Origin of the sequence: Arthrobacter sp. SAFR-044 (assembly GCF_051965175.1) — a bacterium.
Taxonomy (GTDB): Bacteria; Actinomycetota; Actinomycetes; order Actinomycetales; family Micrococcaceae; genus Arthrobacter.
Genome location: NZ_JBQCMK010000012.1, coordinates 1 through 19,971, shown reverse-complemented (window position 1 = coordinate 19,971; position 19,971 = coordinate 1). Strand labels below are relative to the sequence as shown.

General features: G+C 65.9%; 20 protein-coding genes and 1 tRNA gene. 8 read left to right on the top strand and 13 right to left on the bottom strand.

Annotated features, from left to right (window positions below):
- Window positions 1-145 precede the first annotated feature (145 nt).
- The 3 genes from ACTHQS_RS16985 to ACTHQS_RS16975 are packed head-to-tail and all read left to right on the top strand — an operon-like array spanning window position 146 to window position 1,751.
- Window positions 146-940, top strand: a complete 795-nt coding sequence (locus ACTHQS_RS16985; RefSeq protein WP_440171277.1) for a class E sortase — start codon at window positions 146-148, stop codon at window positions 938-940.
- 2 nt (window positions 941-942) lie between these two features.
- Entirely contained in the window at window positions 943-1,113 is a 171-nt protein-coding gene (locus tag ACTHQS_RS16980) for a hypothetical protein (protein WP_440171275.1), read from the top strand.
- Complete coding sequence (locus ACTHQS_RS16975) at window positions 1,110-1,751, top strand: aminodeoxychorismate/anthranilate synthase component II (RefSeq protein WP_440171274.1); 642 nt, start codon at window positions 1,110-1,112, stop codon at window positions 1,749-1,751. The genes ACTHQS_RS16980 and ACTHQS_RS16975 overlap by 4 nt, the downstream gene beginning before the upstream one ends.
- 25 nt (window positions 1,752-1,776) lie before the next feature.
- On the opposite strand, the gene pknB is transcribed toward ACTHQS_RS16975, so the two are convergent.
- The 7 genes from pknB to ACTHQS_RS16940 are packed head-to-tail and all read right to left on the bottom strand — an operon-like array spanning window position 1,777 to window position 11,275.
- The gene (pknB, locus tag ACTHQS_RS16970; RefSeq protein ID WP_440171272.1) at window positions 1,777-3,774 is read right to left on the bottom strand and encodes a Stk1 family PASTA domain-containing Ser/Thr kinase; all 1,998 of its coding nucleotides are present in this window, start codon (window positions 3,772-3,774) and stop codon (window positions 1,777-1,779) included.
- Between the two features lie 15 nt (window positions 3,775-3,789).
- A complete protein-coding gene (locus ACTHQS_RS16965; protein ID WP_440171270.1) occupies window positions 3,790-5,514 on the bottom strand; it encodes a protein kinase domain-containing protein in 1,725 nt (574 codons plus the stop codon).
- Window positions 5,511-6,971 (bottom strand): peptidoglycan D,D-transpeptidase FtsI family protein, encoded by a 1,461-nt coding sequence (locus ACTHQS_RS16960; RefSeq protein ID WP_440171268.1) that lies wholly within the window; start codon window positions 6,969-6,971, stop codon window positions 5,511-5,513. The genes ACTHQS_RS16965 and ACTHQS_RS16960 overlap by 4 nt, the downstream gene beginning before the upstream one ends.
- On the bottom strand, window positions 6,968-8,356 hold the full coding sequence (locus ACTHQS_RS16955) for an FtsW/RodA/SpoVE family cell cycle protein (protein ID WP_440171266.1): 1,389 nt from the start codon (window positions 8,354-8,356) through the stop codon (window positions 6,968-6,970). The genes ACTHQS_RS16960 and ACTHQS_RS16955 overlap by 4 nt, the downstream gene beginning before the upstream one ends.
- Window positions 8,353-10,053, bottom strand: coding sequence for a PP2C family protein-serine/threonine phosphatase (locus tag ACTHQS_RS16950; RefSeq protein ID WP_440171264.1), 1,701 nt, complete (start codon window positions 10,051-10,053; stop codon window positions 8,353-8,355). Before ACTHQS_RS16950 ends, ACTHQS_RS16955 begins: the two co-directional genes overlap by 4 nt.
- 2 nt (window positions 10,054-10,055) lie before the next feature.
- Window positions 10,056-10,538 carry an FHA domain-containing protein FhaB/FipA gene (locus tag ACTHQS_RS16945; RefSeq protein WP_440171262.1) on the bottom strand — a complete coding sequence of 161 codons (483 nt, stop codon included), beginning with the start codon at window positions 10,536-10,538 and terminating at the stop codon, window positions 10,056-10,058.
- The gene (locus ACTHQS_RS16940; protein WP_440171261.1) at window positions 10,535-11,275 is read right to left on the bottom strand and encodes an FhaA domain-containing protein; all 741 of its coding nucleotides are present in this window, start codon (window positions 11,273-11,275) and stop codon (window positions 10,535-10,537) included. Before ACTHQS_RS16940 ends, ACTHQS_RS16945 begins: the two co-directional genes overlap by 4 nt.
- A gap of 396 nt (window positions 11,276-11,671) precedes the next feature.
- Here ACTHQS_RS16940 and ACTHQS_RS16935 point away from each other — a divergent pair.
- Window positions 11,672-11,754: transfer RNA gene (locus tag ACTHQS_RS16935), tRNA-Leu, on the top strand.
- 72 nt (window positions 11,755-11,826) lie between these two features.
- On the opposite strand, the gene ACTHQS_RS16930 is transcribed toward ACTHQS_RS16935, so the two are convergent.
- From ACTHQS_RS16930 to ACTHQS_RS16920, 3 genes are all read right to left on the bottom strand, one after another.
- Entirely contained in the window at window positions 11,827-12,531 is a 705-nt protein-coding gene (locus tag ACTHQS_RS16930; RefSeq protein ID WP_440171260.1) for a FadR/GntR family transcriptional regulator, read from the bottom strand.
- A gap of 23 nt (window positions 12,532-12,554) precedes the next feature.
- Window positions 12,555-13,682 (bottom strand): L-talarate/galactarate dehydratase, encoded by a 1,128-nt coding sequence (locus ACTHQS_RS16925; RefSeq protein ID WP_440171258.1) that lies wholly within the window; start codon window positions 13,680-13,682, stop codon window positions 12,555-12,557.
- Between the two features lie 126 nt (window positions 13,683-13,808).
- On the bottom strand, window positions 13,809-14,516 hold the full coding sequence (locus tag ACTHQS_RS16920; protein WP_440171257.1) for a TetR/AcrR family transcriptional regulator: 708 nt from the start codon (window positions 14,514-14,516) through the stop codon (window positions 13,809-13,811).
- Between the two features lie 82 nt (window positions 14,517-14,598).
- Here ACTHQS_RS16920 and ACTHQS_RS16915 point away from each other — a divergent pair, with 82 nt between their 5' ends.
- Both ACTHQS_RS16915 and ACTHQS_RS16910 read left to right on the top strand, forming a co-directional pair.
- A complete protein-coding gene (locus ACTHQS_RS16915) occupies window positions 14,599-16,044 on the top strand; it encodes a flavin monoamine oxidase family protein (RefSeq protein ID WP_440171255.1) in 1,446 nt (481 codons plus the stop codon).
- A 67-nt stretch (window positions 16,045-16,111) separates the two neighbouring features.
- Window positions 16,112-16,594: a pyridoxamine 5'-phosphate oxidase family protein gene (locus tag ACTHQS_RS16910; protein ID WP_440171254.1), complete on the top strand. Its 483-nt coding sequence runs from the start codon at window positions 16,112-16,114 to the stop codon at window positions 16,592-16,594.
- 29 nt (window positions 16,595-16,623) lie between these two features.
- Here the strand turns inward: ACTHQS_RS16910 and ACTHQS_RS16905 are convergent, their stop codons facing one another.
- Window positions 16,624-17,232: a DUF6919 domain-containing protein gene (locus ACTHQS_RS16905; protein ID WP_440171252.1), complete on the bottom strand. Its 609-nt coding sequence runs from the start codon at window positions 17,230-17,232 to the stop codon at window positions 16,624-16,626.
- Window positions 17,233-17,292: 60 nt separating this feature from the next.
- Complete coding sequence (locus ACTHQS_RS16900) at window positions 17,293-17,916, bottom strand: hypothetical protein (protein WP_440171251.1); 624 nt, start codon at window positions 17,914-17,916, stop codon at window positions 17,293-17,295.
- 215 nt (window positions 17,917-18,131) lie between these two features.
- On the opposite strand from ACTHQS_RS16900, the gene ACTHQS_RS16895 reads away from it, so the two are divergent.
- Window positions 18,132-18,512: a VOC family protein gene (locus tag ACTHQS_RS16895; RefSeq protein ID WP_440171249.1), complete on the top strand. Its 381-nt coding sequence runs from the start codon at window positions 18,132-18,134 to the stop codon at window positions 18,510-18,512.
- 87 nt (window positions 18,513-18,599) lie between these two features.
- On the opposite strand, the gene ACTHQS_RS16890 is transcribed toward ACTHQS_RS16895, so the two are convergent.
- Window positions 18,600-19,004 (bottom strand): DUF5997 family protein, encoded by a 405-nt coding sequence (locus ACTHQS_RS16890; protein WP_440171247.1) that lies wholly within the window; start codon window positions 19,002-19,004, stop codon window positions 18,600-18,602.
- On the opposite strand from ACTHQS_RS16890, the gene ACTHQS_RS16885 reads away from it, so the two are divergent.
- Window positions 18,967-19,788: a LysR family substrate-binding domain-containing protein gene (locus ACTHQS_RS16885; RefSeq protein WP_440171245.1), complete on the top strand. Its 822-nt coding sequence runs from the start codon at window positions 18,967-18,969 to the stop codon at window positions 19,786-19,788. The genes ACTHQS_RS16890 and ACTHQS_RS16885 overlap by 38 nt on opposite strands.
- Window positions 19,789-19,971: the final 183 nt, after the last annotated feature.

Genomic DNA, 19,971 nt, shown 5'->3' with positions numbered 1-19,971 from the left:
GGCGGTCCGGGCTTGGTATCCTGCAAGAAGGAAATTGCCAGCGGCCTGCGCGATCTTGGTCAAATCTGGATTCTTACTAGCAGCCAATTCTAGCCGCAGTTGACGGGCACCCCGGTGCCCAGGGCAAAAGCCCGGAGGGGAACGCGTGGTATTGCAGGAGAAGGCGGAGCCCGCCACTGCGCCCGCATCCCGTCGCGCCCTCCTGCACGGCACCATCTCGGTACTAGGCGAGCTGCTGATTACTGCCGGCGTGATCCTCCTGCTCTTCGTGGCGTGGCAGCTGTGGTGGACCAACGTGGAATCCGATGCCAAGCAGAGCCAGGTCATCAAGGAATTTGCCGAGGACCTGGGCAGTGCTGTTCCGGACCCCGCCGCCTCAGCTCCCGCGGCGCCACCTGCCGCCGGCGAGGATTTCGGTGTGCCCGTGGTGGGGACTGCTCCCGGGCATGCGGGCACCATCGGCATCATGTACATCCCCCGGTTCGGCCCCACCTACACCCGCCCGATCGTCCAGGGGACCAGCCAGGACGTCCTGGACACCCTGGGCCTTGGGCACTACAGCAATACGGCGATGCCGGGCGCAGTAGGCAACTTTGCGGTGGCCGGGCACCGGCAGACGCACGGCGCGGTGCTGGACAACATCCACACGCTGGTGCCCGGCGACAAGATCTACGTCCAAACCAAGGACGGCTATTACGTCTATGTCTTCCGGAACAACCAGATCGTGATGCCTTCCCGCACCGACGTCCTGGAACCGGTCCCCACCCAGCCGGGCGTCGCGCCCACCGAAAGCTACCTCACCATGACCAGCTGCAACCCCCGCTTTGGCGCAGAAGAACGCATCATTGCCTACGCCCTGCTGGACAGCTGGCGCCCGGCAGCGGCAGGGCCGCCGGCCGAAATCGCGGCGCAGGTCGCAGCAGCCACCGGACGGAGCTGACCGTGTACGCCTGGATTTTCCGCCACCTACCCGGGCCGCTCTGGCTCAGGATCATCATTTCGCTGGCACTGATCTTTGTTGCCCTGATCCTGATGGTCCAGTTCCTTTTCCCGTGGATGTCCCATTTCACCCAATTCACCGACTCAACGATTGGTTCCGCAGACCAGCCATGACCACAACCAAGATCCTTGTAGTGGATAACTACGACAGCTTCGTCTACACCCTGGTGGGCTACCTCCAGGAACTCGGTGCCGAGACCACGGTGGTCCGCAACGATGACGTCACCCTGGCCGAGGCCATCGAACTCGCCAGCACCCGGGACGGTGTCCTCATTTCTCCGGGTCCCGGAAATCCTGCCGAGGCAGGGGTCTGCATCGAGCTGATCAAGTGGTGCGGCGAACACAGCGTCCCCATGTTCGGGGTCTGCCTGGGCCACCAGGCGCTGGCAGAGGCTTTCGGAGGCAAAGTGACCCACGCCCCGGAGCTCATGCACGGCAAGACGTCCCAGGTGGAGCACATTGGCACCAGCGTGTTCGCCGGGCTCCCCTCCCCCGTCACGGCAACCCGCTACCACTCGCTGGCCGCGGTACGGGAATCCATTCCCGACGTCCTGGAAGTGACGGCACAGACCGCGTCCGGCGTAGTCATGGGACTGCAGCACCGTACAGCCCCGCTCTGCGGTGTACAGTTCCACCCCGAATCGGTACTCACCGAGGGCGGATACCAGATGCTGGGCAACTGGCTGGAGTCTCTGGGCATGAAGGGAGCGGCCGCGAGGGCCGCGAAGCTGAGCCCGTTGATCCAGCACTAGCCAGCAGACGGCCAGCCAGGACGCGTCAGCCCTTCCTGGTGGGCTTGGGCGTCGGTGTTGGCGTGGGCGTAGCCGTTTCCGTTGGCGCCGGCGGAGGCGGGGGCGGCGGCGCCTTGGCCACCACGACGGTGATGGTCTTTCCCTGCTCCACGGCGGCGTTGGCCGCGTCGCTTTGGTCCGTGACCTTGCCGGGCTCCACCTGGGAGTTTTCCACCTCGACCACCGAGGGCACCAGGCCGAGCTCCTTCAGTGCTGCCTCGGCTTCGTCACGCATCAGGCCCCGCAGTTCCGGGACCACCACCTTTCCGGTGGACACGATCAGCTCCACGCTGGTACCGACACCGACGCTTTGCCCGGGAGCCGGGTTGGAGGTGATGACGATTCCCGCAGGCACAGTGGCACTGTTGGCGGTGGTGGTCGACGGCGCGCCCACCAGGCCGACCTGGCGGAGGATGTCCCGCGCCGCTGCCTCGGTCTTGCCGGGAAGGCTGTCAGGGATCTTCACCGAGCTGGGGCCGTCGGAGACGTTAAGGATGACCTCGGCCCCCGGATCCAGCGAACCGCCCGCCGCGGGATCCGTCCCAATGGCGGTCCCCTTGGGCACCGTGTCGTTTGCTGACCTGGCGATCTTGGGGCGAAGGCCTGCGTTGTACAGTTCCTGGAGAGCGGCTGTTTCCGTCATGGACGCCACCGCCGGGATGGGAACCTTGGGCGGCGCCGGAGCGGGCCGGTTGACCGTTTGGTACAGCCACAATCCACCCCCGGCGAGGATCAGCAAGGTGAAGATCACCAGGGTGGCAATCCATGCACGACGGCGGGACTTCTGCCGGGTGGTCCGCTCGCGTTCGGGAGCGAGGCCCAGCGGGAGCGGGCCGTCCCCGTAGGAATCTGCACCGTACCTATTTGCACCGTGCTCATCCGCCCCGTGCGCATCTGCCAGTTCCAGCGGAACCGCGCCGCCCTCGTCATGGAAGAGGTTGGTGGCAGCCAGCCGCCCGGTGGGCGCGTCATCAAGGAAGTTTGCCCCCGTTGCAGCGAACGCCTCGGTGGGCGGCGCCGCCTGGGGTACGTGGTCATTTGGATCGGTGGGTGCCTCGGATGCCGGCAGGGCCGGGACGGGGACGCCGGCCTTTGCTGAGCGCAGGGCTCGCCGGAAGGCTGCCGCATCCTGGAACCGGTCCGCGCGGTTTTTTTGCAGGGCCTTGGCGAGGACGGTGTCCAGCGCCGGTGACACCTCGGAGTTGAGTTTGCTGGCCGGCTCGGGAATCTCCCGGACGTGCTGGTAGGCCACGGAAACAGGGCTGTCCCCGACGAACGGCGGCCGTGAGGTCAGCATTTCGTAGAGCAGGCATGCGGCCGAATAGAGGTCGCTGCGGGCGTCAACGGTCTCACCCCGGGCCTGTTCCGGCGAGAGGTACTGGGCCGTTCCCACCACTGCCTGGGTCTGGGTCATGGTGGCGGACGAATCGGCGATGGCGCGGGCAATGCCGAAGTCCATCACCTTCACCGAGTTGGTGCCCGGGCAGTACATCACATTCGCAGGCTTGATGTCCCGGTGCACAATGCCGGCCTTGTGGCTGTACTCGAGGGCTCCCAGCACGCCCAGGCAATAGTCGATCGCCTGGTTGATGGTGACCTCGTTGCCGCGGATCAATTCGCGAAGGGTCCTGCCCTCCACGTATTCCATGACGATGTACGGCACCCGCACGTCTTCGGCGGAGCCGTCATGGACCACGTGCTCACCGGTATCGAAGATGGCCACGATGGCGGGGTGGTTCAGCGCGGCCACCGCCTGGGCTTCACGTTTGAAGCGTGCCTGGAACTGTGGATCCCGGGCCATGTCAGGCCGGAGCAGCTTGATGGCAACAGTCCTGCCCAGGCGGGTATCGGTTCCCTTGTAGACGTCCGCCATACCGCCGCGGCCAATGAGGTTGCCCAGCTCGTAGCGCCCGCTCAGGACACGCCGGTTATCCACCGGCAGGCTGTCCTCCCGGTGCAACGGTGTGCGTGGTGACTCATTCACTGGTGGTCCAGGCCTTTACGGGGCGCAGGTCGGGGGTATTCCCGGCGTTTGGCCGGCCGCACATGTTGCCAAGGGCGAGATGGGCGTGGGCCCCGCCTGGGAGGACGTTGTGGGCGTAGGGGTAGGTGCCGCACTGGTGGGCGCGGGGCTGGGAGCAGGAGCTACGGCGTACGTAACCGTGATTGGCGACCCAACCTCGATACGACCGGAACGGGACAGCGCGATGACGGTGCCGGGCTTCGCCGTAGCGTCCACCTGCTGTTCCAATGTGACGTCCAGGTTCTTCGCGGATAGCTCGGATTGGACGGTCTGGTACGGCTTACCGAGGTATGCCTCGGGAATGATGTCAACGGTTTCCGGCGTTGGTGTGGGTGTGGGCGTTGGGGTGCTGCGTGTCTGCGTAGGCGTCGCCGACGGCGTGGTCCGCGTGGGTGTAGCGGACGACGGCGGTGCGCTGCTGGCCGACGCGCTGGAGGTAGGAGTGCCGGACGGCGAGAAAAGCCCCACCTGGTTCAGGAGGAAGCCCACCAGCGCGAAGAGGAGCAGCAGAATCAAGGCGACCAAAGGCCAGGTCCAGGGGCTGCGGCCCTTGCGCCGGGGCTCATCGGCGGGCTCGTCGTCGTACGTCTCCTCCTCCTGGTCCCAATTCCGCTCAGCAGCCAGCGCGTTGGCGCGGGCAAGGGGTCCCTGCGCCCGCTCCGCGTCGTCTCCGGAGGCGCCATGGGCGCCGGCAGCCATTGCGGCGGCAGCGCCGGCCGCAGCTGCCCCGATCACCGGCAGGGCGGATGTGGCAGTCGGGGAATCCCGCTGGCTGCCGATGATGCCGGTGGGGGCAGTGGCGGTCTCGACGGGGGCCGTGATGGGGCCGGTGTCGGCGTCGAAGAGAAGCATGCCGGGCACTGCTGCGCGCGCCGCGCTGATGTCACCGTTACGGATGGCCTCCGCCGCTTCGGCCAACTTGATGGCATTGGCGGGACGGTCCTTGGGATCCTTGGCCAGCATGGACATCAGGAGCGCCCGGACCGGAGAAGGCAGGCTGTCCGAAAGGGGTGGCGGAGCGTCGTTGACCTGAGCCAGCGCAATCGCGATCTGCGATTCGCCGGAGAAAGGGCGGTGGCCGCTGAGGCATTCGTACCCGATAACGCCGAGTGAGTAGATGTCAGAGGAACCGGTGGCGGTCTGGCCTGTGGCCTGCTCCGGTGCGAGGTACTGCGCCGTTCCCATGACCTGGCCGGTCTGGGTGAGCGGCACCTGGTCGGCGAGGCGGGCGATGCCGAAGTCGGTGACCTTGACCCGTCCGTCGGGGGTGATCAGGAGGTTGCCGGGCTTGACGTCGCGGTGGACCAGCCCCTGGGCGTGCGCAACGGCCAGGGCACGGGCGGTCTGCGCGATGATCGAAAGGGTACGGTCCGGCGACAGCACCTGTTCGTGCTCGATAATGCTGCTCAGCGGCTGGCCCGGGACCAGTTCCATGACCAGGTAGGCCGAGCCCTCTTCTTCGCCGTAGTCGAAGACGTTGGCGATCCCCACGTGGTTCAGCAGGGCGGTGTGGCGGGCCTCCGCACGGAAGCGCTGGAGGAAGCCCGGGTCACCGGTGTACTCCTCCTTCAGCACCTTGATGGCGACGATGCGGCCCAGGACGAGGTCTTTGGCCTTCCAGACTTCGCCCATGCCGCCGATCGCAATCCGCGTGGTCAGCTGGAATCTGCCGCCGAGGGTGATTCCCGTTGTAGGCCTCACTTATTCAACACCGCCTCAAAAATCTTCTTCGCGTTGGGACTGGTCAGCTTTGCTCCCGCGTAGATGTCTACGCCTTCCATGACGATCGTGACGCTGACCTTCGGGTTGTCAGCGGGGGCGAACCCGGTGAACCATGAATTGTTGGTTCCGTTCCCGAGTTCCGCGGTGCCGGTCTTGCCCGCTACCTGTACGCCGGGGACGGCAGCACCCTTGGCAATACCGTCCGTCACTACGCTGGTCATCCATTCGGTGATCTGCTTGGCGATCTCCGGGCTGGTGGACGTCCTGAGTTGGGATGGCTGCGGCTCATCAATGACCCGCAGGTCCGGGGAGCGCAGGGTCTTGACCAGGCTGGGCGCCATCTGCACGCCACCGTTTGCGATGGCGTTTGTCATCATATTCACCTGCAGCGGCGTGACCCTGACATCCTTCTGGCCAATGGCGGACTGGGCCAGTCCGGGCTTGTCCAGGTTGTCGGGGAACCCGTTCCCGGTTGCATGGCCAAGCTTCAGCTGGTCCCCGACGTCCTCGCCGAACCCAAACTTCTTGTACTGGGCGGCGATGGCGTCGCGGCCAAGGTCCAGGGCGATGCTGGCGAACGGGGTGTTGCAGGATTGCTGCAGGGCGAAGGCGAAGCTGGCGGTGTCCCTCGTGTAGCAGTTGCCCCCGGCGTAGTTGGGCAGCTTGTACTGGATGCCGTCGAAGGGCATTTCCGCGGGGTTGGGCAGGACGCTGTCCTTGTTGTACTTGCCCGAGGCGAGGGCGGCGGCCGTATCCACGAGCTTGAAGACCGAGCCCGGGGCGAGCAATTCGCCGGTGGGACCACTGACGTTCTGGTTCAGGTTGATGCCCGGCACCTTGACCAATTCGTTGATGTTGGCCCGTTCCGCGGCAGCGTCCTGGGTGGCCACCAGGTTCGGGTTATAGGACGGCTTGGACACCATGGCGAGGATGGCGCCGGTCTTGGGATTGCTGACCACAATCGAGCCGCGCTGGCCGTCCGGGATCAGGTCATACGCCAGCTTCTGGATCTGGGGGTCGATGGTCAGTTCCACTGATGCACCCTTGGGCTGGTTGCCCAGGAAGAGCTGGCCCACGCGGTCAAGGAACAGCTGGTCCGAGTTGCCTGCCAGTTCCGCGCCCATGGTTTGTTCCAGCCCAGTGGCTCCGTAGTTCTTCGAGAAGTAGCCGGTGAGGCCGGCGTAAAGTTCAGGCTGGGCGTAGGTGCGCTGGAACGTGCACGTCTCCGAACCGGTTTCCACCGACTCGGCCACGGGAGTGCCGCCAACGATGATGGCACCGCGGTCATTGCAGTAGTTCTGGAGAATGGCGCGCTGGTTGAGCGGGTTGGTCTTGAGGTCGTCCGCACCCACCACCTGCACAAAGCTGATGGCGCCGAAGAGCAGCGCAAACATGGCCACTGCTGCCACCCATGAATGTCGAATTGCCTGGTTCACGCCTGCTTCACCGCCTCGGTTGGAGTGTCAATGCCGGTTGCTGCCGCCGCATCGGCGGGCGGGAGCGGAGTGGTATCCACAGGGCCGCGGGCTGCGTGCGAAATCATCAGGAGCAGTCCCACAATGATCCAGTTGGCCAGGAGGGACGATCCGCCGGCCGCGAGGAACGGCGTGGTGAGCCCGGTCAGCGGAATGAGCCGCGTGACGCCGCCGATGACCACGAAGCACTGAAGGGCGACGGCAAAGGACAGGCCGCAGGCAAGGAGCTTGCCGAACGCGTCGCGGGTCCCCAGGGCGGCGCGGAAGCCGCGGGTAATGAACAGCAGGTACAGCAGGACGACGGCGAACAGGCCGATAAGCCCCAGCTCCTCGCCCAGGGATGCGATGATCATGTCGCTGTTGGCGAAAGGAACAAGATCGGGACGCCCCTGGCCGAGGCCGGTACCCACCAGGCCGCCGTTGGCCATGCCGAACAGGCCTTCGATGACCTGCCGGCTGCCGTTCTCATAGACGTCCGGGGAGAAAGCATTGAGCCAGCCGTAAACGCGCTGCTGGACGTGGGAGAACACCTGGGCCGCCACGAAGCCGCCGCCAATGATCAAGGCCAGCCCGATGACCACCCAGCTGATCCGGCTGGTGGCCACGTAGATCATGACAATAAACAGGCCGAAGAACAGCAGGGAGGAGCCCAGGTCGCGCTGGAAGATGAGCACGCCAATGCTGACCAGCCACGCCGTGATCATGGGGCCCATGTCCTTGAACCGGGGAAACTGCAGTGGGCCGATCTTCCGGCCGGCCAGCAGGATGAGGTCCCGGTTGGACGACAGATAACCTGCGAAGAATATGGCCAGCGTAATTTTGGCTACTTCGCCCGGCTGGAACGTCATGGGACCGAACCTGATCCATACCCGTGCGCCCAGGATTTCTCCCGCGCTGATCCCTGGAACAAGCGGAAGGATCAGCAACAAGGCGGACGCGGCCAGCGAAATAAAGGTAAACCGGCGCAGGACGCGGTGGTCCTTGAGGAAGAACACCACCGCAATGGCCACGGCCATGGCGATCAAGGTCCACCGAAGCTGGTTGTTTCCCGTGTCCTCGCCCGGAGCGTCTAGGCGGTGGATCATGGCGAGCCCCAGGCCGTTCAACGCAACAACGATTGGAAGTATAACGGGATCGGCATATTTGGCCCGGAAGCGCAGCACCCCGTGGAACACCAGGGCGGCGACCGCCAGCAGGCTGGACTGGAACCAGAAGTCGGAGTCGAAGGCCTTTTCCTGGTCCACGCCAACCAGCATGTTGGCACCGATGCCGACGGCGAGGGCCAGCAGCAACAAGACAAGTTCAACATTGCGGCGAGGCTTGGGCGTGGTGCTTACCTGGCTCATTTAGCCGCCTCGCAGGTGATGGTGGGACTGGGTGAGGGGGACGGTGCCGATGGCGCGGGGGCAGCAGCGGACGCATCCGGTGCCGGCGGCGGAGCTGCTGCGCTGGCCGGGGGTGCGCTGGCTGACGGCGCGGGGGCAGTGGCAGACGCGGAAGGCTTGGGGCACTCTTCCTCCGGGGAGGTGGTCCCGGTGAGCTCCAGGTTCTTGACGATCCGCTGGGCGTCGTAGAGGTCATTGGCGGGAACGGTCTGGCGGACCCGCTGCTGCGAGAACGGAGGAAGGGAATCCATCCGGATATCGGTCACCGCTTCCAGGGAGGACAGCTGGATGGGACCCAGCCTCTGGGACACTCCGTTGTAGATTGCCACGCGGGAATCGAACTCCCCCACGTAGTAGCGTGTCTGCGTCCAGGCGTACCCGAGCCAGAGGCCGACGGCCACCACCACCAGCACGGCTGCCGCAATGGACCAGGTCAGCCAGCGGCGTGGCCGCAGTGCCGGCAGGGTGTCTTCCCCGTCGGCTGGCTCCGCTTTGTGGGTGAGGAGAGTGGCGGCCCGACGGGCCACGGTGCGGCCCGCCACCGTGGGGATGGAACCGGACTCCGCGGCAGCAGCAGCGGCACCCACCAGCTCGTGCGGGCGGGAGGCAAGTTCTTCGCGCAGGACCTCAGCGGAGAGGTGTTCGCCCAAGTGGGGGTCCGTGCTTCCGGCTTCGGCGGGGGGTGTATCGCCGTCCTTCGCGTCGCCGTCCGCCGGTTCCTTGGCAGGCCGTGGGTCCTGCTCGGCAGATTCGGCGCCGGCGGGTTCCTTGCCGGCGGCCGGGGCAACGGCAGCAGCTCTGGCAACGGGGGGAACATCCGCCGCGGCAGCGGGCTTGCTGCCCTGCACCGGCGGGACGATCTCCACGGCGGCCGTGCTGACGTCGTCGGGCGTTTCCTCCACAATGTCCACCATGACCACGGTGACGTTGTCCGGGGAACCAGCCTCGAGGGTCAGCTCAACAAGCGTTTCGGCGCACTCATGCAGGTTGTGGGTTTCGCGGACCGTCCGTTCCACGGCATGGGCGGCAACATAGTTCAGTCCGTCGGAGCACAGCAGCCAACGGTCGCCGGGCCGGGCATCCAGGGTGTCCAGGTCCAGCTCAGGGCTTGCATCGACATCACCCAGGACGCGCATGAGGACGTTCTTGTGGGGATGGGTTTCCGCTTCTTCAGGGCGCAGCCGGCCTTCGTCGATGAGCCGCTGGACAAACGTGTGGTCCACGCTGATCTGCTTGAATTCGCCGTCGCGAAGCCGGTAGGCGCGTGAATCGCCAATGTGGGCGAAGTGGAGTTTTCCGTCGGCCAGCAGGAGGGCCGTGACGGTGGTGCCCATGCCCGCCAGCTTCGGGTTGATATGCACCAGCTCGGAGAGCAGGGAGTTGGCCGTCTGGATTTCGTCGGCCAGGACGGTTCCGGCGTCGTCACCGTGGTCCGGGCTGTCCAGGTGGATCATGTCCAGGACGGTTGCGGCTGAGGCCACGTCGCCGCCGGCATGCCCGCCCATGCCATCCGCGACCACTGCGAGGTGGCGGCCGGCGTAGGCTGAATCGTCATTCTTGGAGCGGATCCGGCCGACGTCGGACCGCGCGGCGAAGCGCATGATGAGGGGCCGCTGCGCCGGACTGGAGCCGGGTGCGGGGGTTTCAGCCACGGCCATGGTTACGGCCTCAATTCAATGACCGTCTTGCCGATTCTCACGGGTACCCCTGGCTCGACAGGCAGGGCACGGGTAAGTTGCTGGTCTCCCAAGTAGGTTCCGTTGGTGGAACCAAGATCTTCGATGAACCAGCGGCTGCCCTGCGGGAAGAGTCTCGCGTGGCGGCCGGAGGCGTAATCATCCTCAAGGACCAAGGTGGCTTCCTGGGCGCGTCCCAGCAGGATGGGGCTGGCTGCCAACGGCAGGGTCCGGCCTTTAAGCGGTCCTTCAAGCACCACCAGTTGCCGGGCCTGCTGCTTCGCGGGCTGCGGCGGCGCGTCGGCGAGTTCGGGGTTGCGCCGGACCTGGCGGGCCGTGGGGGCACCGGCTGCAGCTTTGCGGCCCACCATCAGGTCGCGGCGCATGGCGGAGACGATGCTGAAGATGAGTACCCAGAGCAGCAGCAGGAAGCCGAACCGCAGCGCGGTGATGGTGAGGTCGCTCATGCGTGGCCACCTTGGGTGGCAGGAAGCAGGCGGAAGATAATCTTTGTCCGTCCCATCGTGATGGTGGAGCCGTCCGTGAGTTCGGTGCTTCCGGAGACCTTCTGGCCGTTGACGTAGCTGCCGTTGGTGGAACCCAGGTCCACGGCGCTGGTGACACCGTTGTTGGTGCGGATCTCCAGGTGGCGCCGCGATACGCCCGTATCCTCGATGTGGATGTCCGCCTCGGAGGACCGGCCCAAGACGATGGACGGGGCGTTCAGCGAATAGCGCTGGCCGTCAATGTCCAGCACCGGCTGCAGCCTGACAGGCTGCCGGCTCGGGGCCGCCGGGACGTTCGGCCTGGGCTGGGCGGGCGCGGAACCCTGGGACGTCTCGGTTGCGGAAGCAATTTCGAAGTCGCCGGCGCGGAGCTCGGCGTCGCGCCGGAATGAAATCCGGACCGGGCCCTGGAGGGTGTAGCCCTGGCCGCGGACGTGGTTGATGACCACGTCGCACAGTTCTTCGGCCAGCGGGGTGCCCCATTCCTGTGCCCGGCTGAAGTCGTCGTCACTGAGCTGGACGTCAAAGACATTGGGCACCAAAGTGCGTCCGGCGGCCACGGTGAGGGCTTTGTGGTCCACCTCGCGGCGGAGCCGGCTGGCGATCTCAACGGGCTCAACCTGGGCCTTGGAACCGGTGGAGAAGACACCGCGGACGGCCTTTTCAATGCCACGTTCAACCTTGTCCAGCAGTCCCATGGTTCTTCTCCTTTCCCCCCGGCTCCGGGGCAGTAGTTGTTGTTGGCCAGTACCTGCAGGGCAGTCCACCGTTGTGCGGTGATGCCCTTCGGCAGTGGCCACTCCTACATCCGATACTAATGGCCAGCCCTGCGAATGACCTTAATCCACAACGGCCGGGCGCCGGCAAAAGTTCGGATGCGTAACTGTTCCGCACTGCTGTGACGCCGGTGGTGGAGTCTTCTTGCCGGGCCCGCGATCCCTGCTATTGCGCAGTTTCGATCCTGTTTCGACGGGCGTGCGGAAGGGTGGGCGGGGGCCAATTGGTAATTTGCGGCATCTGTCCGTTATGCTTGATCTCGCTGCTTTTACGAGGCGCGGAACGGGAAACCGGTCCGGCTCAGTGGAAGAAGTTGCGCGCGAGTGGCGGAACGGCAGACGCGCTGGCTTCAGGTGCCAGTGTCCGAAAGGGCGTGGGGGTTCAAATCCCCCCTCGCGCACGCAAATGGAAGAGCCCCGGTCTTGGACCGGGGTTCTTTTGCGTTTCCCGCCTGCAACAGCGGTTCTGCCGCCTAGCTGGACGGACGCGCCGAAGCCTTGAACCGGCGTCGTGAGTTGGCAAGATGGCTGCGCATCGCTGCCGCCGCGGCAGCCTCGTCGCCGTCGGCGATTGCCTCCAGGATGGAGCGGTGCTCCAGCACCACCTGGTCAAAATGGTCCCGCGCATAATGTTCGACGCCGGTCATCAGGCGGGTGCGCGGCATGGCAATCATGGTTTGGCCCAGGGCCGCCAGGCAATCGGAGTAATAGGGGTTGCCGGATGCTGCGGCAACGGCCCGGTGGAACTCGAAGTCCGATTTCATGGCATGGGCAGGGTGGCCGGCGCTTTCGGTGAAGGCGTCCAGCGCCGTACTGACGGCGCGCAGCTGCCGGTCCGTGCGGTTCCGTGCGGCCAGGGCAGCGGCTTCCGTCTCCACCCCCATGCGGAAGGCCAGCAGGTGCAGCCGGTCCTCCGTGGTGGCCACCGGCCGGACCCCGGGTGCTGCCTGGGGCCCGTCCGGTGGCGGCGTAAGGGCGAAGCTGCCGCGCCCGCGCTCGGTTTCGACGAGCCCCTCTGCCTGGAGCCGGGTGAGGGCGGCCCTGACCACGGTCCGGCTGACACCGAAGTCGCTGATGAGCGTGTTCTCGCTGGGGAGCTTCTCGCCGGGCTGGATCACGCCGTCGACGATGCGGTTGCGAAGGTCAGCGGCGAGGTCCGCGGTGAGGTTCCGGCTCATGGCTCAAGGTTACGGCTTCGGGGTTACGCGCCGAACTCCACGCTCTCGGTGGTCCAGGCGCGGGCCTGCTCGCTGAGGGTGACGCCCAGGCCGGGGCGGTCCGGGACGATCATCCGCCCGTCCTTGGTCTCCAGGCGTTCGTTGAACAGCGGGTCCAGCCAGTCGAAGTGCTCCACCCAGGGCTCGCGCGGATATGCAGCCGCGAGGTGGAGGTGGATCTCCATGGCAAAGTGCGGGGCCAGGCCCAGTCCCCGCTCGTCCGCCAAGGCGGCTAAGCGGAGGAACTGGGTGATGCCGCCCACGCGCGGGGCATCAGGCTGGATGATGTCGCAGCCGTTGGCGGCAATAAGCCCTTTGTGCTCGGCCACGGAGGCGAGCATCTCACCCGTGGCGATGGGGGTGTCCAGGACCTGTGCCAGGTGGGCGTGGCCTTCGAAGTCGTAGGCGTCCAGCGGCTCTTCGATCCAGACAAGGTCGAATTCCTCGAGGCGGCGGCCCATGCGCAGGGCGGTGGCACGGTCCCACTGCTGGTTGGCGTCCACCATGAGCGGAACGTCAGGGCCAATGTGCTCGCGGATGCCGGCAACGCGGCGCAGGTCCTCTTTGCTGTCCGGCAGGCCCACTTTGATCTTGATCCCGCCGATGCCTTCTTCAATGGACCGGGTGGCCCGTGCCTTAACTTCCTCCAGGCTGGCGTTCAGGAAGCCGCCCGAGGTGTTGTAGGTCTGGACGGAGTCGCGGTAGGAGCCGAGGAACTTTGCCAGCGGCAGCCCGGCGCGCTTGGCCTTGAGGTCGTACAAAGCGATGTCGACGGCGGCGAGGGCCTGGGTGGCGACCCCGGAGCGGCCCACGGAGGCCCCTGCCCACAGGAGTTTGGTGTAGATCCTTGCGATGTCGTTGGGGTCCTCGCCGATGAGGCCTTCGGCCACTTCCTTTGCGTGGGCATACTGCGCCGGGCCGCCGGCGCGTTTCGAGTAGCTGAAGCCGATGCCGGAGTGGCCGAGTTCAGTGGTGATCTCCGCGAACAGGAACACCACCTCGGTCATGGGCTTTTGCCGGCCGGTGAAGACCTTGGCGTCGCTGATGGGAACGGCGAGGGGAAGGCGGGCGGTGGACAGCCTGACGTGCCGGATGAGATCGACGGTGCTCATTAATTCTCCTAAGGGCGGGGCGGGGCTCCTTCGCCCACACACCTAGGATATAAGTGTTCAACTTGTATTACAAGTATCGTGAAGGGCCCTGCGGTATGCCACTCCCGCAATGTCCCCGGATGGCCGCTACTTCCTGATCCCCCCGAAACCGGCAATCAGTGCCTCGAGCCCAAGGTGGAAGGCGGTGTCGGCCGGGCGGCCGCGTTCCGGTCCGGCCGGCGCGTGTCCCTGGGTTGAACTCCTCACGGCCGCCGTGAAGTGCGGCGTGGAACCGGCCATCGACCCGGAATCGAAAATGTCTTCCGGTGCCGTGACGTCGTACGCAGAGCCGAAGATGAACGATTCCAGTGCCACGATGGCGGGGACGATGCGCTCCTGGGGAAACCCGGCGTCGGAAAATCCCTTGCTGACGGTTTCATACATAGCAAGGGTCTGGGGAGCGTCCGTCACTGGCAGGACTGCGATGACGGGAATGAGCGGGGTGTGTTCGGCGAAGACATCCCGGTAGCTCCACGCCCAGGTGCGGACGGCGTCTTCCCAGCTGCCGCCCCCGAAACCTGAGACGTCCACCAGTGACATCAGGTGGTCCTCGACCAGGAGCAGTACGTCCTGTTTTGATTTCACATGGTTGTAAAGGGCGGAAGGTGCCACGTCGAGCACCTTGGCCAGCGCCGCCATGGTCAGGCCGTCATAACCTTTCCGGCTCACCAGTTCCAGGGCCGCTGCCGTAATGCCCGCCTTGTCCAGCACTGCAGCCGACGGCCGGCCTGCCCGCCTCCTCTGTGCGCCGCCATTGCTGGCGGAGCGCCCCTGTGCGGCTGATACTGCCGGCATTGCTGCCCTTTCGTCGGTGTCCCAAGCATTATTCCATCCAGCACTTCCGCTCCCGGCAGGTACCGGCTATAGTTCTAGCTAAATGAATGGCATTCATTTAGTGGTCCCCGTCACCAAGGGCCGCAGAGAGGACATCATGCTTAACCTGAACCGCGACGTCGTGGTCGTTGGAGCCGGGCCGTCCGGACTCACCGCCGCCCGTGAACTGAAGAAGGCCGGCCTCACCGTCGCCGTGCTCGAGGCCCGCGACCGCGTGGGCGGCCGCACCTGGACCGACACCGTGGACGGTGCCATGCTCGAAATCGGCGGCCAGTGGGTCTCGCCGGACCAGACAGCCCTCCTGGAACTGCTCCAGGAACTGGACCTGGAAACCTACCCGCGCTACCGCGAAGGGGAGTCCATCTACATTGGAGCCGACGGTGCGCCCGTGCGGTACGCAGGCGACACCTTCCCGGTGGACCCGGACACCGCCGTCGAAATGGGCCGCCTGGTGGCCCTCCTGGACGGACTTGCCGCAGAGATTGGACCCACTGAACCCTGGGCCCACCCGAAAGCCCGTGAGCTGGACACCATCTCCTTCCACCACTGGCTGCGGCAGAATTCCGCCAACGAGGAGGCGTGCAGGAACATCGGCCTCTTCATCGCCGGCGGCATGCTCACCAAGCCCGCGCACTCCTTCTCCGCCCTGCAGGCCGTCCTGATGGCAGCTTCTGCCGGCTCCTTCACCCACCTGACGGACGAGGACTTCATCCTGGACCGCCGCGTGGTGGGTGGGATGCAGCAGGTATCACTGCTGCAGGCACAGGAGCTGGGTGACGACGTCGTCCTTAACACGCCGGTGCGCACCATCAACTGGGAGCCGGATGCGGACGGCGGCCATCGCGTGACCGTTGTTTCGGAGCGCGCCACAGTGAACGCCCGCTTTGTGGTCATGGCCGTGCCGCCCAACCTTTACTCCCGCGTCTCCTTCAACCCGCCGCTGCCGCGCCGGCAGCACCAGATGCACCAGCATCAATCCCTGGGCCTGGTCATCAAGGTGCATGCCGTCTACAGCACCCCGTTCTGGCGGGACAAGGGGCTCTCCGGCACCGGCTTTGGCGCGGATGCCCTGGTCCAGGAGGTGTACGACAATACGAACCACGGCGACCCGCGGGGCACCCTGGTGGGGTTCGTGTCCGATGAAAAGGCCGACGCCGTTTTCGAGTTGGGTGCGGAGGACCGCAGGAAGGCCATCCTGGAATCCATCGCGGGTTACCTCGGTGACGAGGCCCTCACCCCTGAGGTCTATTACGAGTCCGACTGGGGCTCCGAAGAATGGACCCGTGGCGCCTACGCCGCCAGCTATGACCTTGGGGGCCTGCACCGCTACGGCAAGGACCAGCACGCCCCCGTCGGCCCCATCTACTGGTCCTCGTCGGACCTCGCCGCGGAAGGCTACCAGCACGTGGACGGGGCCATCCGCATGGGCCGCATCACCGCGGCGCGCATCGCCGAAGTTGCCAAGGTCCCGGTGGCATCCGGCTGGTAAATAAGCATGCTTACTAATAGGCTGGCGGCGGGGAGCGTCCCCGGCTTTTCGACGAACGAGGTGAGGCATGACAGACGCCCAGAGCATCAGCAAGGTTACTGAGATCATCAACGATTCCAAGATCGGAATGGTCACCACCATCAACGAAGCAGGCGCCCTCGTCAGCCGGCCGCTGGCGGTCCAGGAGGTTAAGGACGACGGCGACATGTGGTTCTTCACGGGCCTTGGCACTTCGCAGGTTGCGCACGTCCGGGCCGATCCGCGCGTCAACGTCGCCTTTGGCAAGAACACCGAATGGGTTTCCGTGGCCGGAACTGCGGAAGTGGTCACGGACCGGGCCAAGATCCACGAACTTTGGAACCAGGTGGTCGAGGCGTGGTTCCCGGACGGCCCGGACACGCCTGAGGTGTGCCTGCTGCGCGTCGATTCAGATTCCGCGGAGTACTGGACCAGCCCGGGCGGCACCGCTGCCACGGTGCTTCAGTGGATCAAGTCGAAGGTCACCCACGACCGGATGAGTGTAGGCGAAAGCGGGACGGTGGAGCTGTAACCGGGGTTCTTGGGAAAGGGGAGGGGCGGCTACTGCTGCTCCGCCCCTTCCAATGTCTCCAGGACTGCCGGCAGCAGCATGTCATTGCGTCCCCATGCGGGATCCAGGATCTCCACGTACCAGGAATCTGCGAGCAGGAGGGCCAGCGCATCGTTGGTCTCGCCGGCCCAGTCCTGGATCTGGGCTTCCTCGACAGGGTTTTCGCTGGAGCCGAGCACCGTGGCGATCTCCGTTCCGGCGAGGGTCACGGGAATGGCGGCGCTGCTTGCCTCGCCGGGAGCATGGGCCACGGTCACCAGTTCGGTCCGGGTGGAAAGTGCCAGCAGTCCGCGCGCGGTTTCGGCACTGCAGAAGCCGGTGACGTACTGCCGCTGCGCGGCGCCATCGGCCAAAATGCCCGGCTGGGACTCCTTGGTGAACAGCCCGTGGCGGTTCAGCTCCGCCAGCGCCGCGGCAATTGGTCCGGTCTCGGCGTCGAACGCGGCAGCAAAATGTCCCGGCTGGTACGAGTTCCCGCCTTCCAGCCACCGGGCCGTCAACTCGCCGGCAGCCTCCAGCGTGGTGGCCTGGCGCCAGACTCCCCGGTCCTCCAGCAGCCGGCCGTACTCGTCATGGACAGGCAGTTCCTCAGGCTTCATCTTGGGATGCTATCGCCGGGCCTCGGGAGCGATCCAACCCCTGCGACACACCGGTTAACCTCAGCCGGCCTGCTTCGCCTGCAGGGCGCCCGGAATCCCCGCCGCCCGTTCCGCCGCTGCCAGCGATGCGGCGAGGCTTCCGACGGCGTCCGGGTACTCCTTGTGCGCTGCTGTCCGCAGCTGGTCCGCGGTCCGCATCGCCTTGATCAGCGCGGACGTTTCCGGCAGCCGCACGTCGGTCAGCGCCGGGTAGTCGATGCTGCAGCCTGGATCCAGCTCGTAGCGCCGCCAGCGCGCCATCAGCTCATCATGCTGTATCCGCGCGGCCTGGTGGGCGGAAAGCTGCTCCCGGTGTTCACGGCGGCCAGAGCGCCACGCCAGGAACTTCGGGCTTCCCCGGTAGGCCGCAAGGCCCGAAGCAACAGCTGCCCCAGCCAGCACCAGCCCCGCCCACGGTGAAACCAGGGCCGGAATCAGAAGGGCGGGAAGGGCCACGCAGGAACCAAGGAAGAGGTCCCAAAACAGCTGGTCCGTCCGCTCGGGTGAGGTTCCGCTGGGAGCGAGGGACCGTCGTCGGACGACAAAAACTGTGGCGGCTACGCTGGCAACCAGCACCGGACCGCATAACAGGACCGCACCCGCACCATGAAGCAGTCCCTGCACCAAGGATTCCATGACTGACATCTGCGCACCTCCGGCGCCCCGCATACCCATTCGCGACTGGCCCCGGCCGGAAAGCACCGGCTGGTCCTTCCATTGCACCGTTTTCCAGCAGGTGGGTCAATGCCAGGGACTGGATCCTTATGCTTCCGATACACCGGAACAAAAGCGGGGCCGCGACTTCGAGGCGTACACTGCGTTCACGCCTTCGGAAGGGGCCTGACGGGTACCGTGGGACCATGCGACTCAAAATGTGCAGCATCCACGTCCAGGACCCGGCGGCCGCCCACGCTTTCTACACCGGCACGCTCGGCTTTGACACGCTCATGGCCATGCCTGAATACAACCTGTACATCATCAAGGATCCGGGTGCGGACGACAGTTCGGTGGGGCTGCTCCTGGAACCCAGCGACAACCCGATCGGCGCCAACTACATGAACGCCGTGCGGGAGGCCGGGCTCCCGGCCATCGTCTTTGGGGTCCCCGATGTCCAGGCGGAGTACGACCGGCTGACGGCTGCCGGGGTCAGCTTCAAGACGCCGCCTACCACCGATCCGTTCGGGACCAGCGCCGTGTTCGACGACGGCTGCGGCAACTACGTCCAGATTCACCAGGACTGACTGCCCCGGATGCAACGGAAGCTTGTCCGCGCATCCGGGCCTTCACGGACCTGACGGGCGAACACGCTTCTGAAACAACTGGCCGCGCTACTTGGCCTGGGCGCGGTCCTTCTTGGCCTGCTTCTTTGCGGCCTCGTCCTTGACCCGCTGGGCTTCGGCGCGGACGGCGGCATGCGTGGCCCGCTCGGTGACCAGCCACTGCGGGGGAGCCTGCAGCAGCGCGGTGATCTCCGCCGTCGTGAGCGCTTCCTCCACGCCGGCCCGGGCCAGGCCGCTGATGGACACGTTCAGCTTCTGGGCCACCACGGGGCGCGGGTGCGGGCCGTTGCGGCGCAGTTCGGCCAGCCATTCCGGCGGGTTGGCCTGGAGTTCGGCGAACTCCTCGCGGGTGATGGTTGAATCCTGGAACTCCTGCGGCGTGGCCGGGAGGTAGATGCCAAGTTTCTTGGCAACAGTGGCCGGCTTCATGGACTGGGAGTTTGCAGAGGTCATGCTTCAAGGGTATCCGGGCGGCAGGTACTGTGAAGACGTGCCAGCCGACAATACCCCCACCCCCGACGCCCCCGCTGCCCCTGAGGAAGGGGCGCCGCGGGTGCTGCGGATCGCGTACGTGGCCGGGGTTACGCCCGGGAAGTGGATCCGCCGCTGGGAGGAGCGGATGCCGCATATACCCCTCCAGGCATTCATGGTCGACGACGGCCGCCAGCTGGGGAGCCTGCGGGATGCCAGCGCAGACATGGCCTTTGTCCGCCTGCCCATCGAGCGGGAGGGCCTCAGTGTTATCCCGTTGTACGAGGAACAGCCGGTGGTGGTGGCCCCGAAGGGTCATGAGATTTCGGTATTCGAGGAAGTGCCGCTTGCCGACCTCGCGGAGGAATCGTTCCTGGATGTTGCGGCGTTGGGCGGGCCGGAGGCTGCACTCCAGGTGGTTGCCGCAGGCGCCGGCCTGGTGATCCTCCCCATGGCGGTGGCGCGCCACTTCAACGTCAAGGACACTGTTGCACGCCGGCTTACGGGCGCGGAGGCGACCGAAGTTGCCCTGGCCTGGCCGACGGACGCCACGGACGACGTGCTGGAGGAATTCATTGGCGTAGTGCGCGGCCGTACCGCGCAGAGTTCACGGCAGCCCTCCGCCCAGCCGCAGAAGGTGAAGAAGGAACCCAAGCCGGACCGCCGCGGCACCGGCGCCAAGAAAGCACCCAAGGTGGCCCAGCGCTACGCCCCGAACCCGGACAAGGGCCGCGGCAAGGGGTCACGGAAGAAGGGCAAGCGCTAGCCGCACGCCCTGCCGACCGGGGAGGGTGCGGCCCGGGCAGCAGAAAAGCCGGCCCCAGATGATGCGGAGCCGGCTTTGCTGCAGTCCGTGGTTACCCACGCGGACTAGGTGTTTTGGATGTTGTCTTTGGCGTCTGTTGCGCGGTCTTTGACGTCGGTGGCTGCGTATTGGCCTTCGGTTTTG

What these genes read in the sequence shown, in the direction of transcription:
- ACTHQS_RS16895 (WP_440171249.1), top strand. Translation starts at nt 18,132, where the DNA reads ATGCGACTCAAAATGTGCAGCATCCACGTCCAGGACCCGGCGGCCGCC.
- ACTHQS_RS16915 (WP_440171255.1), top strand. Translation starts at nt 14,599, where the DNA reads ATGAATGGCATTCATTTAGTGGTCCCCGTCACCAAGGGCCGCAGAGAG.
- ACTHQS_RS16975 (WP_440171274.1), top strand. Translation starts at nt 1,110, where the DNA reads ATGACCACAACCAAGATCCTTGTAGTGGATAACTACGACAGCTTCGTC.
- ACTHQS_RS16950 (WP_440171264.1), bottom strand. Translation starts at nt 10,053, where the DNA reads ATGGCCGTGGCTGAAACCCCCGCACCCGGCTCCAGTCCGGCGCAGCGG.
- ACTHQS_RS16925 (WP_440171258.1), bottom strand. Translation starts at nt 13,682, where the DNA reads ATGAGCACCGTCGATCTCATCCGGCACGTCAGGCTGTCCACCGCCCGC.
- ACTHQS_RS16955 (WP_440171266.1), bottom strand. Translation starts at nt 8,356, where the DNA reads ATGAGCCAGGTAAGCACCACGCCCAAGCCTCGCCGCAATGTTGAACTT.
- ACTHQS_RS16900 (WP_440171251.1), bottom strand. Translation starts at nt 17,916, where the DNA reads ATGTCAGTCATGGAATCCTTGGTGCAGGGACTGCTTCATGGTGCGGGT.
- ACTHQS_RS16940 (WP_440171261.1), bottom strand. Translation starts at nt 11,275, where the DNA reads ATGGGACTGCTGGACAAGGTTGAACGTGGCATTGAAAAGGCCGTCCGC.
- ACTHQS_RS16930 (WP_440171260.1), bottom strand. Translation starts at nt 12,531, where the DNA reads ATGAGCCGGAACCTCACCGCGGACCTCGCCGCTGACCTTCGCAACCGC.
- ACTHQS_RS16890 (WP_440171247.1), bottom strand. Translation starts at nt 19,004, where the DNA reads ATGACCTCTGCAAACTCCCAGTCCATGAAGCCGGCCACTGTTGCCAAG.
- ACTHQS_RS16920 (WP_440171257.1), bottom strand. Translation starts at nt 14,516, where the DNA reads ATGCCGGCAGTATCAGCCGCACAGGGGCGCTCCGCCAGCAATGGCGGC.
- ACTHQS_RS16945 (WP_440171262.1), bottom strand. Translation starts at nt 10,538, where the DNA reads ATGAGCGACCTCACCATCACCGCGCTGCGGTTCGGCTTCCTGCTGCTG.
- ACTHQS_RS16905 (WP_440171252.1), bottom strand. Translation starts at nt 17,232, where the DNA reads ATGAAGCCTGAGGAACTGCCTGTCCATGACGAGTACGGCCGGCTGCTG.
- ACTHQS_RS16910 (WP_440171254.1), top strand. Translation starts at nt 16,112, where the DNA reads ATGACAGACGCCCAGAGCATCAGCAAGGTTACTGAGATCATCAACGAT.